General features: G+C 37.9%; 17 protein-coding genes and 1 riboswitch. Of the genes, 14 read left to right on the forward strand and 3 right to left on the reverse strand.

Going from position 1 to position 14,918, the window contains the following annotated elements:
• Positions 1-26 precede the first annotated feature (26 nt).
• The 9 genes from argH (at position 27) to PAT01_RS10395 (ending at position 6,626) form a co-directional block, all read left to right on the forward strand.
• Positions 27-1,892, forward strand: a complete 1,866-nt coding sequence (gene argH, locus PAT01_RS10350) for an argininosuccinate lyase (protein ID WP_154945421.1) — start codon at positions 27-29, stop codon at positions 1,890-1,892.
• A 315-nt stretch (positions 1,893-2,207) separates the two neighbouring features.
• Positions 2,208-2,402: a hypothetical protein gene (locus PAT01_RS10355; RefSeq protein ID WP_024034339.1), complete on the forward strand. Its 195-nt coding sequence runs from the start codon at positions 2,208-2,210 to the stop codon at positions 2,400-2,402.
• Between the two features lie 576 nt (positions 2,403-2,978).
• The gene (locus tag PAT01_RS10365; protein WP_318299744.1) at positions 2,979-3,458 is read left to right on the forward strand and encodes a hypothetical protein; all 480 of its coding nucleotides are present in this window, start codon (positions 2,979-2,981) and stop codon (positions 3,456-3,458) included.
• Complete coding sequence (locus PAT01_RS10370) at positions 3,442-3,933, forward strand: hypothetical protein (protein ID WP_024034336.1); 492 nt, start codon at positions 3,442-3,444, stop codon at positions 3,931-3,933. The genes PAT01_RS10365 and PAT01_RS10370 overlap by 17 nt, the downstream gene beginning before the upstream one ends.
• Positions 3,934-4,034: 101 nt before the next feature.
• Positions 4,035-4,553 (forward strand): hypothetical protein, encoded by a 519-nt coding sequence (locus tag PAT01_RS10375; protein WP_036964140.1) that lies wholly within the window; start codon positions 4,035-4,037, stop codon positions 4,551-4,553.
• A complete protein-coding gene (locus tag PAT01_RS10380) occupies positions 4,550-5,065 on the forward strand; it encodes a hypothetical protein (protein ID WP_036964138.1) in 516 nt (171 codons plus the stop codon). The genes PAT01_RS10375 and PAT01_RS10380 overlap by 4 nt, the downstream gene beginning before the upstream one ends.
• Positions 5,058-5,579, forward strand: coding sequence for a hypothetical protein (locus PAT01_RS10385; RefSeq protein WP_029773592.1), 522 nt, complete (start codon positions 5,058-5,060; stop codon positions 5,577-5,579). Before PAT01_RS10380 ends, PAT01_RS10385 begins: the two co-directional genes overlap by 8 nt.
• The gene (locus PAT01_RS10390) at positions 5,572-6,084 is read left to right on the forward strand and encodes a hypothetical protein (RefSeq protein WP_154945423.1); all 513 of its coding nucleotides are present in this window, start codon (positions 5,572-5,574) and stop codon (positions 6,082-6,084) included. Before PAT01_RS10385 ends, PAT01_RS10390 begins: the two co-directional genes overlap by 8 nt.
• A gap of 17 nt (positions 6,085-6,101) precedes the next feature.
• Entirely contained in the window at positions 6,102-6,626 is a 525-nt protein-coding gene (locus PAT01_RS10395; RefSeq protein WP_318299745.1) for a hypothetical protein, read from the forward strand.
• A 42-nt stretch (positions 6,627-6,668) separates the two neighbouring features.
• On the opposite strand, the gene coaD is transcribed toward PAT01_RS10395, so the two are convergent.
• Positions 6,669-7,160, reverse strand: a complete 492-nt coding sequence (coaD, locus tag PAT01_RS10400; RefSeq protein ID WP_054983183.1) for a pantetheine-phosphate adenylyltransferase — start codon at positions 7,158-7,160, stop codon at positions 6,669-6,671.
• Positions 7,161-7,487: 327 nt separating this feature from the next.
• Here coaD and PAT01_RS10405 point away from each other — a divergent pair, with 327 nt between their 5' ends.
• Both PAT01_RS10405 and thiI read left to right on the forward strand, forming a co-directional pair.
• Positions 7,488-8,141 (forward strand): TetR/AcrR family transcriptional regulator, encoded by a 654-nt coding sequence (locus PAT01_RS10405; RefSeq protein WP_004588522.1) that lies wholly within the window; start codon positions 7,488-7,490, stop codon positions 8,139-8,141.
• A gap of 97 nt (positions 8,142-8,238) precedes the next feature.
• The gene (gene thiI, locus PAT01_RS10410; RefSeq protein ID WP_004588521.1) at positions 8,239-9,696 is read left to right on the forward strand and encodes a tRNA uracil 4-sulfurtransferase ThiI; all 1,458 of its coding nucleotides are present in this window, start codon (positions 8,239-8,241) and stop codon (positions 9,694-9,696) included.
• 26 nt (positions 9,697-9,722) lie between these two features.
• Here the strand turns inward: thiI and PAT01_RS10415 are convergent, their stop codons facing one another.
• Positions 9,723-10,625, reverse strand: a complete 903-nt coding sequence (locus PAT01_RS10415; RefSeq protein WP_154945425.1) for a ketopantoate reductase family protein — start codon at positions 10,623-10,625, stop codon at positions 9,723-9,725.
• Positions 10,618-10,971: a VanZ family protein gene (locus PAT01_RS10420; protein ID WP_004588519.1), complete on the reverse strand. Its 354-nt coding sequence runs from the start codon at positions 10,969-10,971 to the stop codon at positions 10,618-10,620. Before PAT01_RS10420 ends, PAT01_RS10415 begins: the two co-directional genes overlap by 8 nt.
• A 150-nt stretch (positions 10,972-11,121) precedes the next feature.
• Between PAT01_RS10420 and PAT01_RS10425 the strand changes: the two genes are divergently transcribed.
• From PAT01_RS10425 to PAT01_RS10440, 3 genes are all read left to right on the forward strand, one after another.
• Positions 11,122-11,604 (forward strand): YajQ family cyclic di-GMP-binding protein, encoded by a 483-nt coding sequence (locus PAT01_RS10425; protein WP_004588518.1) that lies wholly within the window; start codon positions 11,122-11,124, stop codon positions 11,602-11,604.
• A 267-nt stretch (positions 11,605-11,871) separates the two neighbouring features.
• Entirely contained in the window at positions 11,872-12,654 is a 783-nt protein-coding gene (locus PAT01_RS10430; protein WP_154945426.1) for an ABC transporter substrate-binding protein, read from the forward strand.
• Between the two features lie 67 nt (positions 12,655-12,721).
• Positions 12,722-12,891, forward strand: a riboswitch (cobalamin riboswitch).
• Positions 12,892-12,940: 49 nt separating this feature from the next.
• Positions 12,941-14,770: a TonB-dependent receptor domain-containing protein gene (locus PAT01_RS10440; protein WP_154945427.1), complete on the forward strand. Its 1,830-nt coding sequence runs from the start codon at positions 12,941-12,943 to the stop codon at positions 14,768-14,770.
• Positions 14,771-14,918 lie beyond the last annotated feature (148 nt).

The raw sequence follows: 14,918 nt of genomic DNA on the forward strand, positions 1-14,918 counted from the left end.
GGCATTACAGGGTTTGGAGAGATTTCATGGCATTATGGGGCGGACGTTTTTCTACGGGTCCAGATGAGGCGTTTAAACAATTTAACGACTCACTTCCGTTCGATTATCAGTTAGCAGAGCAAGATATTATTGGCTCTGTGGCATGGGCAGGTGCGCTTGAGCAAGTAAATGTACTTACAAGCGATGAGCACACCAAATTGGTTGCAGCACTAAATGAACTGCTTGAAGAAGTAAAAGCAGATCCACAAGCAGTGGCAACCTCAGGTGCAGAAGACATTCACTCGCACGTAGAAGCTGCACTAATCGAAAAAGTAGGTGATTTAGCTAAAAAGCTACACACAGGCCGAAGCCGTAATGACCAAGTAGCCACTGACTTTAGATTATGGTGCCGTGATACTGCCGATCATTTGCTTGGTGCTATTGCCGGATTAAAAGCTGAATTTGTTGCCCTTGCAGAGCGTGAACTAGGCACTATTTTGCCGGGTTACACTCACTTGCAACGCGCTCAACCTGTGTTATTTAGTCATTGGTGTATGGCCTACGTTGAAATGCTAGAGCGAGATGAAAGCCGCTTGCAAGATGCCAAAGCGCGTTTTAATTTTTGCCCTCTAGGCAGTGGCGCACTAGCAGGTACTGCCTACCCAATTGATCGCCAAGCTTTGGCGCAAGGCTTGGGCTTTACTGGCGCAACTAAAAACAGCCTTGATGGCGTATCTGACCGTGATTTTGTAGTAGAGCTTTTAAGCTGTGCCTCTATTTCGATGATTCACTTATCACGTATGGCTGAAGATCTAATATTTTATAATTCTGGTGAAGCCGGGTTTATAGAGCTTGCGGATAATGTTACCTCTGGCTCATCGCTAATGCCGCAGAAAAAGAACCCTGATGCACTAGAGCTTATTCGTGGTAAAACGGGCCGTGTATTTGGCGCGTTTAGTGCCATGATGATGACCTTAAAAGCACTCCCTCTTGCGTACAATAAAGATATGCAAGAAGACAAAGAAGGCCTTTTTGACGCCATGCCAACTTGGCTTGCCTGTATTCACATGGCGCAAGCGTGTATTAAAGGCGTAAAGGTAAACGGTGATAAAACGCTTGCAGCAGCAAAAGGCGGCCATGCTAATGCGACAGAGCTTGCAGACTACTTAGTAGCTAAAGGTGTGCCATTTAGAGAAGGCCACCACATTGTGGGTGTACTTGTGCAGCTTGCTATAAGCGAAGGTAAAACCTTAGAGGAGCTTTCGCTTGAGCAGTACAAATCAGTTAATGACGTGTTTGAAGATGACGTTTACCCAGTACTTGAAATAGATGCCTGTATTAAAGCACGTCAAGCGCTTGGCGGTACATCTATTGAACAAGTTACCAAAGCGGTTAAAGAAGCCAAAAAAAAACAGCAAATAACGGTTCGTGATGCAAATTTAGATGATGTTGAAGATATTGCTAGGCTGATACAGCACTGGGCAACTGTAGGTGAAAACTTGCCGCGTGCTAAAAGCGACATGGTGCATTCAATTAACGAATTTGCAGTAACGGAAATAGACGGCAAAGTGTCGGGATGTGCATCGTTATACATTTACGATACGGGGCTTGCTGAAATACGCTCTTTAGGCATTGATCCACAAAGCGCGGTAACTGGGCAGGGTAGGCAGCTTGTAGAGCAGTTATTAGCAAAAGCCAAAAAATTGGCGCTTAATCGCGTTATTGTACTAACCCGTGTGCCGGATTTTTTTGAACAGCAACGTTTTACTTTTTGTAGTAAAGAATCGTTACCAGAGAAGGTAATGAAAGATTGCGAACTTTGCCTTCGTAAAGAAAACTGTGACGAAGTAGCAATGGAATATATTTTAAAGCCAAGTACAGGTGCGGAGATCCCGTGTAAATACGTGGCTTAAATTCCCTGGATATAAAAAACGTACGGTTACCCCTGTGCGTTTTTTTATGTGTATAATAAGCTGGTCAGATGAGTTTGGGGTGGTGTGCGAGTTTTCACTTTAGCTATAAGGGTTAACTTAAGGCTTAGTGTGAATATAATACCTTGTTAGCATATATTATGGGTATGTCAAAAAATCTTGGCACGCTGGTTGCTTTGTATAAGTCAGATAGCAAAATAGCTATCACTGCTTAAAACAGGTAATGCAATTACCTATATGATGGTGTGATTAAAAGTTGCGCCAAATAATATTAAAACTTATACAAGGATAAATCACATGCAAGTTTCAGCTAATAGCCAATTACAAATGCAAGCATACAATAAAACACAACAATTACAGCCTGCAGCGGAACAAATTGCTAGCCCTAAAACCCTACAATCTGATACAGTAAGTTTCTCTCAAGAGGCTATTGCTGCAGCTGGTGCAGAATTACAGCGCGGTGGTGGTATGATACCTATAAAACCTAAGTGATTAATTAAGGTTGTAAATGTTTTTAACTGAGTTTTTTGGCTTTTTTTCGCTTTCAGCATTTACAATGTGGGGGTTTTTAATGGCATTTTTTTTCAATGTCTTTGTTTACTCCCTAAATGTGAAAAGAGATACAACCCTTTTGTTCAGTTCGTTTGTAATGATGGTTTCTTATACACTATCTGATTACTTCTTTACATGGCTGTCGATAAAAACTACTGTATATTTAGATTGGGCAATATATGATGTTCTAACTATATTAATTCTTTTTGTGAGCCTAGCCTGTAAGAAAAAAACTTCCTTTTCATTCATATACTTGATCGTAGGGCTGTCAATAAATTTAACTTTTTTTCTTTTGATGTATTTTGATTTATATGTACATCAAAACAAAGAACGGTGGTTATTATGGGACATTTACGCAGTTTCAGTTAATATTATAGACGTAATAATGATTGTTGCACTTATTGTTGATAGAGATTTTCTCGGTCTTAATAAGTTAAAGAACAAAATCCTTAGCCACTTCAAGTTAAATGATACCCGCAAAGTAACTTAGCTTAAATGTACTTATCTGAAGCCCTAATGGATTATGTAGAGGCTTTCTCACAGTGGGGCTTTTTAATGGCCTTCCTATTTTGTTTGGTCTCCAGAATAAACAAAGAAAATAAGTCACCAGTTTACCTATCTGCGCTAATCCTCTGCTCATATATTTTTGGCGGCTATATAAGATTGTTAGATAACCTATATCTTAATTGGGCGTTCTACGATTTTATTACAATTGTAGCGCTGCTCTCTTTGCAGTACTTCAATGTTTTTAAACGTAACAAAGCTTTCCTGTTCCTCGTTCTGGCTTTAACTGCTAATGCCGTACTTACGTTGCTTTTGTATTATGACTTATATGTTCTATATAACTTTGAGCCATGGTGGTATTGGAGTGTCTACTCCATTGGTGTGAACCTTATCGATGTATTAATGATGCTTTCATTAGTGGTTAACCACCGAATGGTAAATCCCTCTCAACCCGTTATTTTAAATAGAGGGGAAAATGACAGTAAGTTATAATTACGCAATTTATCTTGGAGCAATTGTACAATGGGGTTTTTTGTTTGCATTTTTGCATGCATTAGCAAACTCGATTAACAAGCCAGGTAAAGAGCTTGTGTATATCTCACTTATTATGTGCATTTGCTATTCGGGAAGTTTGTTCACTGATTATGGGCAAACTACTTATTTAGATTTTATTTTATTAGATGCATGTACATTACTTGCTCTACTCTTTTTAAAGCGCTTCAAATTTAAATCATACCCAGTAGCGTATTATTATGTCACTACAGGATTATGCACTAATATTATTTTTAGTTTTTTAATGCACCTAGATATGACTTTTTCAAAATATTATGAATATTGGTGGTTTTGGTCAGTATTTACGGTTGTGGTAGGAAGTGTAAATATTTGCATGATCATAGTGTGCTTTATTAACCGAGATTTTTTAGGTCTTGTTAGGTTTAAAAGTTGGTTTTTTAATAGAACTTTGTAATTAATAATAATTGTTAAAAAGTTTAGTGTTAAGTCAGGTTGTTTAGTAAATGGTTGTTTTAATGAATTTCGAGATCTTTATTCTCCGAGCTTGCTTTTAAGATGGGGTTTATTTCTTTTATCTCAGATATAAGCTTTGCACATACTTTAAGTATTATTATGCAATGGGGATTTCTCATGGCATTTCTATACTCTTTAGTTTCATCTATTAACTCACGCTTTAAAGCATTAGTTATTCTTTCGCTTATAATGGCTGTTTCATATTTTCCAGGAATGTTCTTTAATTTTCAAACAGTTACTTATTTTGATATTGCTTTATTAGATGCTATAACCCTAGTTATATTGGCACTTGTGCAGAACTTATATATTAAAGAAAAAACAATTGCCTTTAACTACCTTATGTTTGGGCTGAGTATAAATATGTGTTTAGCTCTGGGTATGTACTTAGACCGTCATATTTTACAGAATTACACCCACTGGTGGTTTTATGATTTTTATGTAACGGTAGTACTGGTATTAGATTTAAGCATGATTTTAGTGCTGTTTATCAATAGAGATTTTTTAAAAATTATTTATTTAAAAAACCTTATTTACTCGTTCTTTGCTAAGAAACCGCAATAGTGAATAATGTTCTAATCCCTCCTGAAGTGTCAGTTTATATCGGTGTGTTGGTGCAGTGGGGGTTTTTAATGGCCTTTTTATATTCACTAACAACTAGCATTAACAATCCAACAAAACAGGCTGTATGGCTATCTTTAGTTATGGCCATATCTTATTGCTTTAGTTTCTTTATTGATATTTATGATATTACCTACATAGAGTTATTTTGCTATGACGTAGTCACTTTGTTTTTTATTTTTTTTCTGCGGTATTACTTACCTGAAAAGCGCATATCTACTTACTTATTATTTGGCTTGAGCATTAATTCGTTATTATTTTTAGCTATGCACATAGATGTGTTTGTACGTGGTAATTACGAACCGTGGTGGTTTTGGTCTTTTTATACGGTTGTGATTAATATTATGGATATCATCATGGTTAGTATTTTGTTCATTAAAAAGGATTTTTTAATGTTAGTGCATGCTACTGATAAGTGGGTGAGCGGTGTTATGAGATTGAAGCAAAGTGGCTGATATTCTTTGGGGGCTGGTCGATTTAGGGTACAACGTAGGCGTTTTGTTTACGTGGTTTTTTATTCTTGCCTTTTTGTATAACTTATCGGCAAGTATTAATAAGTCAGATAAGAGCAGAGCACAGCTTTCATTTCTTATGATGGTATCCTACACAGCTAGTTTGTTTATGGACCCACTTATTGCAACGCCGCACTTAAACTATTTTTATCATGATGCTGTAACTATCCTGGTTTTACTTCTGTGGCGTAATTTCACCAAACAAACTATACCTACGCCCTTTTATTATTTAATTGTAGGGCTAAGCTTTAATGCCTGCTTATTTTTAGGTATGCATTACGATATCGAAGTGCGTGGCACATTGTATTATTGGTGGTTTTGGAATGTTTATGTGTTTGGCATGTATTTTACTGATTTATTAATGCCGTTGGTTTTAGTTGTTAATAAAGATATTTTAGGTTTAGTAAAGCTAAGTAATTATTTAACTACAAAGTTGAAGCGTTTCCGATATGCATAACCTGTTATGGGCGATGGCTGATCTTTATGATTACATAACCATTTTAATTACATGGCTGTTTGTTTTTGCATTTTTATATTGCTTATCTACAAGCATAAATAAGTCAGATAAAAGTTTAGCCCAAATATCATTTATTATGATGGCTTCATATACATCAAGTATGGTTATGGACCCGCAAACAGCCACACCTCACTTAAACCTGTTCTTATTTGATGCAGTTACCATAATCGCTTTGATGATATGGATGATTTTTCTATCGAAAGCTAAACCGATCGCTTTTTATTATTTAATTGTGGGGCTAAGTTTTAATGCGTTTGTATTTTACGGTATGCATTACGATAGTATCGTTGTTGGGAATATAGAGTATTGGTGGTTTTGGGGGCTTTATGGTATTGGGCAGCTTACAAGTGACTTAGTAATGGCATTGGTTTTATTTATAAACAAAGATATTTTAGGGTTAATAAAAGTCAAAAAATATCTCGTTAAAAAAATGGGTGCTTATTAATGCTCCAACATGTATTTATGGCATTGAGCACAGTAAATGACTACCTAAGTATTTTTATTACATGGGCTTTTGTAGTTCCATTTCTTTATAATTTTGCTTGTACAATAAACTGCCGCAATAAGCATATTATGTACATTTCTTTGGTGATGATGCTCTCTTATACGCTCAGCCTATTTATGTTCAAAGCATCATTTATCCTTACAGGCTCAATATATTTAGATTTAGTAATTGCAGATTTACTTACCATTTTCACGCTTGCTTGCCTCTCCTATAATTATAAACATGCTAACGCCACAGCCTATTATTATCTTCTTTGTGGTTTAACGTTTAATGCAACATTACACATGGCTATGCATTACGATTATGTGGTGTTGGTTAGTTATGACTATTGGTGGTTATGGGGGGTCTATGGGGTTGGCCAGTTTTCGAGTGACTTAATAATGGCAATAGTATTAATTATAAACAAAGATATTTTAGGCTTGGTTAAGCTTAAACGCGCTTTATTTAACCGCAATGAATTACAAGCTGTGGCTAAAAAGTAGTTAGGTATATTAGCGCACCTAAAGTGCGCTAATTGTGTTTATTTAGCTTGCGTCGCAGCCTAACCTTTGTTTTAAAGCATCCACTACAAGTGGGCTTACAAATTCGCTCACATCGCCATTATGGCGGGCAACTTCTTTTACCAAGGTTGATGATATAAACGAGTTGCGCTCAGAAGGTGTTAAAAACACACTTTCTAAATCTGGATTTAGGCGGCGGTTCATATTTGCGAGCTGAAATTCGTAATCAAAATCAGATACCGCTCTAATACCGCGAATAAGCACATCAGCTTTATGATCAAAAGCTAAATCGGCTAGTAAGCCTGAAAAGCCAATCACTTTTACATTACTTAAATGCCCTAAAATAGTGTTGGCTAAATCAACTCGCTCATCAAGACTAAAGCACGGCTTTTTAGAAGGGTTATGAGCAATAGCAACAATAACCGTGCTAAACATTTTAGCTGCGCGCTGAATTAGGTCGGTGTGGCCGTTGGTTAACGGGTCGAATGTACCAGGATAGATTGCCGTAACGTTCATAGATTTCACTAACTATTATTTTTTAAGTAGTCTATCAGTGTTTGTTCTACAAATCAGCCTAGGAGATCAGGTTGAGCTTTTATGTTTGATATTTAATCAGTAAAAGTGCTTTAAATGAGTTACCATTTTTTTAAAGTGTAATTACGCTGCTTAGGCTTTGCGTTAGCTAACAGCACCGCATTTATGCAAATGCCCGTGTGCAGTATAATCTGACCCTCGTTTTTAAAATAGTAAATTATGATGGTATTTAAACCAGCCTGATTTGTTTATACTGCAAGGCTGATATTTAGTGTAATGTAGTTTATAAGTTAATTTGAGTCGTCGCATATGAATACTAAGGATAAAATAATACACACCAGTATTTCGTTATTTAATGAACATGGTGAGCGTGCAATATCAACCAATCATATTGCATCACATTTAGGGATGAGCCCGGGTAATCTTTACTATCATTTTAAAAATAAAGAAGACATTATCCGTCATATTTTTGCGCTTTACAGCGAGCATTTACATACTCATTTTAAACCTATTGAAGCAAACGATGATGCGTTTGATCATTTAACTGCTTATTTAGATTCATTATTTGAGCTAATGTGGCGCTATCATTTTTTTTACGACAACTTAGGCGACATCCTCTCCAGAGATGAAAGCTTAAAACAAGCCTACATTGGTTTTCAGTCAACTTTATTAGAGCAGGTTCGCCAAGTTATTTTAGGCCTTCGCGATAACGAAATGATTGCCATAGAAGAGCAAGATGCGCTTGAACTTGCCCATACTCTTAAGCTAACCGTTAGCTTTTGGACTCCGTATATTAAAGCGCGTAGGCTCAGTGGTAATTTAGCTGAGCAAGATATTTATCATGGAATTTTAAAAGTATTAGCATTATTTAGGGCTTACAGCACCGAAAAAAGCATACTTAAAATGAATCAGTTACGTGAAAAATACACCCAACTTGCAGAGCAAGCGCCAGCGCTTGCCTAACTGCTGTTAGTTGGTTAGTTCCTAGACGCAAAAATTTTTGCTATAATCGCGCGCCCAATGCCTGGGAGCGCGAATTCCCGCAGTCTAAGAGTGAACTATGCTTAAATTTATCGTCAAACTACATCCTGAAATTGCCATTAAAAGCCGTTCGGTACGTAAACGCTTTACTAAAGTGTTAGAAAATAACATTAAAATTGTATTGCGCCGTGTTGACGAAAAAGTACAAGTAAGAAACAACTGGGATAATATTTCTGTTGTAACTAAGCTTGATGATGCACAAACACGCCTAGACTTTATCGATAGCTTGCAGCGCATTCCTGGTATTGTGCAATTTATTGAAGTGACCGAAACTGACTTCACAACGCTTGACGATATCTATAAAAAAACCATAGACCTAGTAGGGCACACTATTGTTGGTAAAACGTTTTGTGTACGCGCAAAGCGTATTGGTCAACACGACTTTACTTCTACCGATTTAGAGCGTTACGTGGGTGGTGGTTTAAACCAGCACGTTGAAGGCGCTCGCGTTAAGTTAAGCCGCCCAGAAGTAACTATTCGCTTAGAAGTAAAAGACGATAAAGCCTACATAGTTACGCAAACTCACCTAGGTATGGCAGGCTTTCCACTGCCAACACAAGAAGACGTGCTTTCGTTAATGTCAGGCGGCTTTGACTCTGGTGTAGCAAGTTATCAGATGATCCGTAAAGGCGCTCGCACGCACTTTTTATTCTTTAATTTAGGTGGCGCAGCACACGAAATTGGTGTTAAACAAGCCAGCTACTACTTATGGAAAAAATTTAGCTCTACTCATAAAGTTAAATTTATCACGGTTGATTTTGAACCGGTTGTAGCCGAAATTTTAGAGAACGTTGAAAACAGCCAAATGGGTGTTGTGCTAAAACGTATGATGATGCGTGCTGGCAGCCAAGTAGCCGAAAAATTAAATATTCAAGCCTTGGTAACAGGTGAGAGTATAGGCCAGGTTTCTAGCCAAACTTTAGCTAATTTAAGTGTAATTGACCGCGTAACAGAAACCCTGATTTTGCGCCCACTTATTCAGCACGACAAACAAGAAATTATTAATATTGCCCGTAAAATTGGCACCGCAGAAATGGCCGAAACCATGCCTGAATACTGTGGCGTAATATCTAAAAAGCCAACAGTTAAAGCTAAACTTGACGTTATTAAAGCCGAAGAAGAAAAGTTCGACTTTGATGTGCTTAATACTGTTGTTGAAAACGCTCGCATTATGGATGTGCGTGATATAGACGTAGAAGCTAAGCAAGAACTTAAAGAAGCTGAGTCGGTAGTTGATTTACCAGCGGGTGCAGTGGTTGTTGATATTCGCTCACCAGAGGAAGAGGATGCAGCGCCGCTTGAGATTGACGGTATAGATGTAGTGCATTTACCGTTTTTCCGCTTAGCGACTAAATTTGGTGATCTGCCAAAAGATAAGGATTACTACCTGTATTGTGAAAGAGGGGTTATGAGCCAGTTACAGGCGCTTATTCTTCATGAAGCAGGCTTTACGGGTGTAAAAGTTTATCGCCCGTAAAGGTTAACCGTAATTTAGAGCGTGGTTTATACCACGCTTTTTTTTGCCTTAATTTTAGCAAGTAGGGCATCGTTTAGCGGGGTGCTGATATTTAATCGCTTACCTTGCTGGCTAATATAGCCACAAATGGCGTCTATTTCGGTTTGTCGGTTATGCGCTACGTCTTGATGCATTGATGAGTAGTTTTCAGCGGTTAGCATCATTACGTTATAAGCGTTGTTAAGCGCATCGGCAAGTTTAATATCAAGCTTTAAAGCATGGGCTATTTGGCATGCCTCAGTTAATAAGTTAAAAATAATGCTATTAAAATAAGGGGCACGTAACTGACCATTTTTAATATCATACAGTGCGCTTAATGGGTTTATGGCAATATTTACTAATAGTTTTTCAAACCGTAGCTGCTCAATATTAGTACAGTAGCTTAGCTGCGGCACGTTTTGCAATTGCTCACACATTGCTTGGCAATAACTGTGCGCGCAAGGATTGCAGGCACCTAATACGCTTTTACCTTCACCGGTGTGCTGTACTATAAAGTCGTTTGTTTTAAAGCCAGCCATGCTGGTGGTTAAAAAGTACAACGCTTGTTGCTTATCGAGTTGCTCATTGAGCGTTTCAACATTACCCATCCCGTTGTGCGATACAACAAGTACACTACTTGGCGATAAAAAGGGTTTAACTTGCGTAAAGGCCGATTGCACCTGAAAAGCCTTTACAGCAAAAATAACAATATCAAACGCGGGCTGTTCATTAATTTGCTTAAGCGTAATAAACCGCGCATTAATTTTTTGCGAAGGCTGTTTTGCTTTGCAATAAAAGCGTGTATTTGCAGTGGCTTTGCGTGTTAACACATGAACAGTGTGAGCTTTAGATAAAAAATGGCTTAGCAATAAACCAATAGCGCCGTCGCCAATAATAAGAATATTAGCCATAAGGGTTCTTTTTTCGAGGAGTAAAAATAGTTCTTAGTAAAAAGTACGTGGCTGCACCGGCAAAATCAGCAACAAAATCACCTAACGAGGCCTGCCTGTAGGGAAGCGCATCTTGCATTATTTCTATTGCTGCACCGTAGCCCGCAAGCAAAAGTACTTGCGTGTACAGCGGTAACTTAAAGGCTTTATCCATAATGATGGCGAGTATAAAAAATATCCCAAAGTGGGCAACTTTATCAACATGTGGAAATAAGTTCGTAACGCCGCCTTTTATTTCTTTGGCAAATAAGAGGGTAAACACCACAATACTAATCAAAAAAACTGCTTGGTAAACACGCCTTGTCACGATAAATCCTAAAACCGCTTAAAAAAGAGGCTGCAGTATATCAAACTAAATTAGTATCGCACCTGAACAACTGGCAGAAAAATGTAAAGATTTATAATTTTAGCGTTATAATCGGCGCATAAATTTAGATTTAATAGTTAGGAGAACCCAATGCCTTCATTTGATATCGTATCAGAAGTAGAAATGAACGAAGCTAAAAATGCAGTAGATAACGCCAACCGTGAGCTAGAAACGCGCTTTGACTTTAGAGGTGTTGACGCATCAATTGAGCTGAACGACAAAACAATTAAACTAAAAGCAGAAGCTGACTCACAAGTTATGCAATTGTTTGATATTTTAGCAGGTAAAATTTCTAAGCGTGGTATGGACGTAGCAAGCTTGGAGCTGCAAGACATCACTCGTGCTGGTAAAAACGTGTTTCGTAATGTTGCACTTAAACAAGGCATTGAGAAAGACATGGCTAAAAAAGTAGTTAAAGCCATTAAAGACTCAAAAGTAAAAGTACAAGCTGCTATTCAAGGTGAAGAAGTACGTGTAACGGGTAAAAAGCGTGACGATTTACAAGCCGCTATGCAAGTCGTTCGCACTGCAGATTTAGGCCAGCCTTTCCAGTTTAAAAACTTTCGCGATTAATTAGCTAAGTGTCTTTAGTATTTTAAAGTGAAAATTTAAATGTGTGGTTATTAAATATATTAGCCACACATTTTACCCCGCCCTAATTACAGCCTTTATTTACTCGCAAGCCTAACCCCCTTTTACCTGCGTAAAATTACTCCACTGTTATTCCATACTCTTTTAACGTTATTTAAATGCATTATTAAATCTGCTTATCACGCAGTTGCGTATATTAGGCTATTCTTAATATCAATATTACTTAATAGCGACTGTTAAAGGCTTTAAATGCTTAAGTTTCTTGTTTTTATAATTATTATTGCGTGCAGTAAGTTTAGCTTTGCCAAGCCAATAAATGTAGATGTGTTGGTAGAGGATGGTTACTTTCCAATTATTATTAATGCCGAAAAAGAGCAAGGGTTAGCGCCTGAGTTTGTAAAAATACTCAATGACTCTCAAAGCGAATATAAATTTACTCTTAACTCTTTGCCTGTAAAAAGGCTCAAAAAGTGGGTCGAATGGGGTGAATTCGATATGTTGTTTTTAATGGCTATGCAATGGGTGCCTGAGGTAGCAAGAAGTCCCTTACAGGAAACGAGCTTTTATGTTATTGCTAAAAATGAGTTGTATACGCTGGCACAAAACACCCAAAAGCAAAGCTATTTCGATGACTTACATGCTTTAACAAAAGCGGGGGTATTGGGGTATTCCTATCGTTTTGCTGATTTTAAAACCGATGCACAATATTTAAGTGATGAACACCAAGTTAGTTTAACAATCGATGAGTTTAACGTTGTTAAAATGCTGCTATTAAAGCGTGCCGATGTAGGGGTGTTAAATAACATAGCTTATCAATACTTTAAAAAGAACAACATTTTTAATATGAACCTGCTTTATAAGAGTAATACCCCAGATGCTATATACGATACTCATTTTTTAGTTAATCCTGTGCGCAGTAAAATTACGGTAAAACAAATGGATAAGCTTTTAAATTCGCCTGAAATAAAACCTAAAATCACAGCGCTTTTAAGTTCATACGGCGTAACATCCAGCTTTACTGAAAATAAATAATTTAACCTTTAGCTATATAGACGTCCGTTGACATTTGTAAACAAACTGCTCACAATAACCGCCTATTTTCAAGGTGCTTGCTGGTTGCTAAATACAGGGTTTAAAGTATTAAAACTAACAGCGAGATAATCGGGAAGTTGGTGCGCCTTTATGATAAAAGCAATCCCAACACTGCCCCCGCAACGGTAAAGTATTAACGCATCTATGTGTTTACTGAGTCCGGAGACCGGCCTTGAAGTAATCTTACTTACTTAAATCTTTGCGGTGGGCAAAGATAGGGAACATCATGCTAAATAAAACAACTCTTGGCGTTGCTATCTCGGCTGCGCTGTCTTTTTCTGTATCTGCTGCACAAAGCCCAATTGAAAAAATCACTGTTACCGCTAATAAATTTGAACAATCAATAAGTAATGTTTTAGCGAGCGTTAATGTAATTGATCGCGCCGAAATAGATGCAAGCAATGTACGCGATTTACCAACCTTACTAAGCACACAAGTGGGTTTTCAAATTAACCCTAATGGTGGCTTTGGCCAAACGTCGGGCGTATCTTTACGTGGTACAGGTTCTGGCGATACGCTAATTTTAATTGATGGTGTACGCACGGGCTCAGCCACGCTAGGGCAAAAAGCATTAAGTAACGTGCCGCTAAATAGTATTGAGCGAATCGAGATCATAAAAGGCTCGCGTGCAGCTGTGTATGGCTCAGATGCATTAGCTGGGGTTATTAATATAATAACGCGTGAAGCGAGCAATGTATCTCTTGATGCCACATTTGGCTCTAACGCTTATCAAAACTATCAGCTTGCAGGTTCAGTAAAAACAGATGAAGTGGTTAGCGCATTTAATGCAGGCTTTGAAAAAACCGATGGTTTTGATGCGCTGCAAGGTATAGCGCCCGATGACGACAGCTATGAAAATAAAAACGTAGGCTTTAAAGTAAACTATGCAGATGCACATTACGGTAACTTTAAGCTACTAGGCCAGTACAGTGAAGGTTACGCGGATTACGATAGCAGCTTTAGCCCGGCAACGAGCACAGTTGAAAGAGGGGATTTTAAAAACTATCAACTGTCGGCGAAGTGGAGCAAAAACTACACTAACCAATCTCATGCTATAGATGTTGCTTTTGCAACCGATGATTCTGACAGCACATATGTGGACTTTTATACCGGCGGGCCAATAACCAATACATTTATTACTAAACGCTCGCAAGTAGATTACAGCGGCCAATACCGCTTAACAAATGCGCTTAATATTAGCGGCGGCGTTAATTGGTATAACGATGATGTATCGCACAGCTCGCAAGCATTTGATGAGGATAGCCGCGATGTATTGGCAGTGTTTGTTGGGGCTTATTACGACACCGACACTGTGCTTGCCAATTTAACTCTTCGTCAAGACGACGATGAACAGTTTGGTGATGAAACAACCTATACTGCGGCGGCTGGTTATCATTTATCTGAAAATTCAACATTTAGAATTAGTCAAAGCACAGGTTTTAAAGCGCCAACATTTAACGATTTATACTACCCAAATTTTGGTAATCCAGATCTCCAACCTGAAAAATCAATAAACCGCGAGCTTGGTGTAAATGTTAATTTTGACAGTGCACAAGTCGATTTTGCAATTTTTAGAAACGACATCGAAGATAAAATTGATTACGATGAAAACTTTGCGTTAGCTAATATAAACGAAGCTCGCTATGAAGGGGTTGAGTTTAGCCTTACACAACAAATTTTAGGGTTTGATAGCCACTTTAATTTTGCATACTTAAGTGCCGAAAACAAACAAACCGGCGATGAGCTACGCAATGTTGCCAAGCGCACTGTTAATTGGGAGCTCGCAAAGCAATTTGGTGATTTTGATGCTCGCATTGATATGCAATACCGCAGTGATCGACAAGGTGCTGTAACGCGCCTAGGATCGTATACACTTTGGAACCTAGCGGGTAACTATCATGTAAACGATAATATTGAGCTGTCGCTGCGTGTAGAGAACCTATTTGACAGAGATTACAATATGGTTGACTCAAGAGCTGACTTTACAAGCGGTGACGTATATTACTACAACACCCCAGAGCGCCGCTTTTTTGTAGGTGCAAGCTATCAGTTTTAATAGCGTTTTTTAATATACAAAAGCCCGATTTATATCGGGCTTTTTAATGTGTATTTATACCAATTCGCATTAATACTTAATCATTTTCAGGGGCTAAATGTGTCGCTATCTGCGTTAAAAAATTCTCATTTAGAACAACTAAATAGCG

This window comes from Pseudoalteromonas atlantica (assembly GCA_007988745.1).
GTDB lineage: Bacteria > Pseudomonadota > Gammaproteobacteria > Enterobacterales > Alteromonadaceae > Pseudoalteromonas > Pseudoalteromonas atlantica.

Coding starts and splice junctions, on each gene's coding strand:
- argH (WP_154945421.1), top strand. CDS start 27: ATGGCATTATGGGGCGGACGTTTTTCTACGGGTCCAGATGAGGCGTTT.
- PAT01_RS10355 (WP_024034339.1), top strand. CDS start 2,208: ATGCAAGTTTCAGCTAATAGCCAATTACAAATGCAAGCATACAATAAA.
- PAT01_RS10365 (WP_318299744.1), top strand. CDS start 2,979: ATGGATTATGTAGAGGCTTTCTCACAGTGGGGCTTTTTAATGGCCTTC.
- PAT01_RS10370 (WP_024034336.1), top strand. CDS start 3,442: ATGACAGTAAGTTATAATTACGCAATTTATCTTGGAGCAATTGTACAA.
- PAT01_RS10375 (WP_036964140.1), top strand. CDS start 4,035: ATGGGGTTTATTTCTTTTATCTCAGATATAAGCTTTGCACATACTTTA.
- PAT01_RS10390 (WP_154945423.1), top strand. CDS start 5,572: ATGCATAACCTGTTATGGGCGATGGCTGATCTTTATGATTACATAACC.
- PAT01_RS10395 (WP_318299745.1), top strand. CDS start 6,102: ATGGCATTGAGCACAGTAAATGACTACCTAAGTATTTTTATTACATGG.
- coaD (WP_054983183.1), bottom strand. CDS start 7,160: ATGAACGTTACGGCAATCTATCCTGGTACATTCGACCCGTTAACCAAC.
- PAT01_RS10405 (WP_004588522.1), top strand. CDS start 7,488: ATGAATACTAAGGATAAAATAATACACACCAGTATTTCGTTATTTAAT.
- thiI (WP_004588521.1), top strand. CDS start 8,239: ATGCTTAAATTTATCGTCAAACTACATCCTGAAATTGCCATTAAAAGC.
- PAT01_RS10415 (WP_154945425.1), bottom strand. CDS start 10,625: ATGGCTAATATTCTTATTATTGGCGACGGCGCTATTGGTTTATTGCTA.
- PAT01_RS10425 (WP_004588518.1), top strand. CDS start 11,122: ATGCCTTCATTTGATATCGTATCAGAAGTAGAAATGAACGAAGCTAAA.
- PAT01_RS10430 (WP_154945426.1), top strand. CDS start 11,872: ATGCTTAAGTTTCTTGTTTTTATAATTATTATTGCGTGCAGTAAGTTT.
- PAT01_RS10440 (WP_154945427.1), top strand. CDS start 12,941: ATGCTAAATAAAACAACTCTTGGCGTTGCTATCTCGGCTGCGCTGTCT.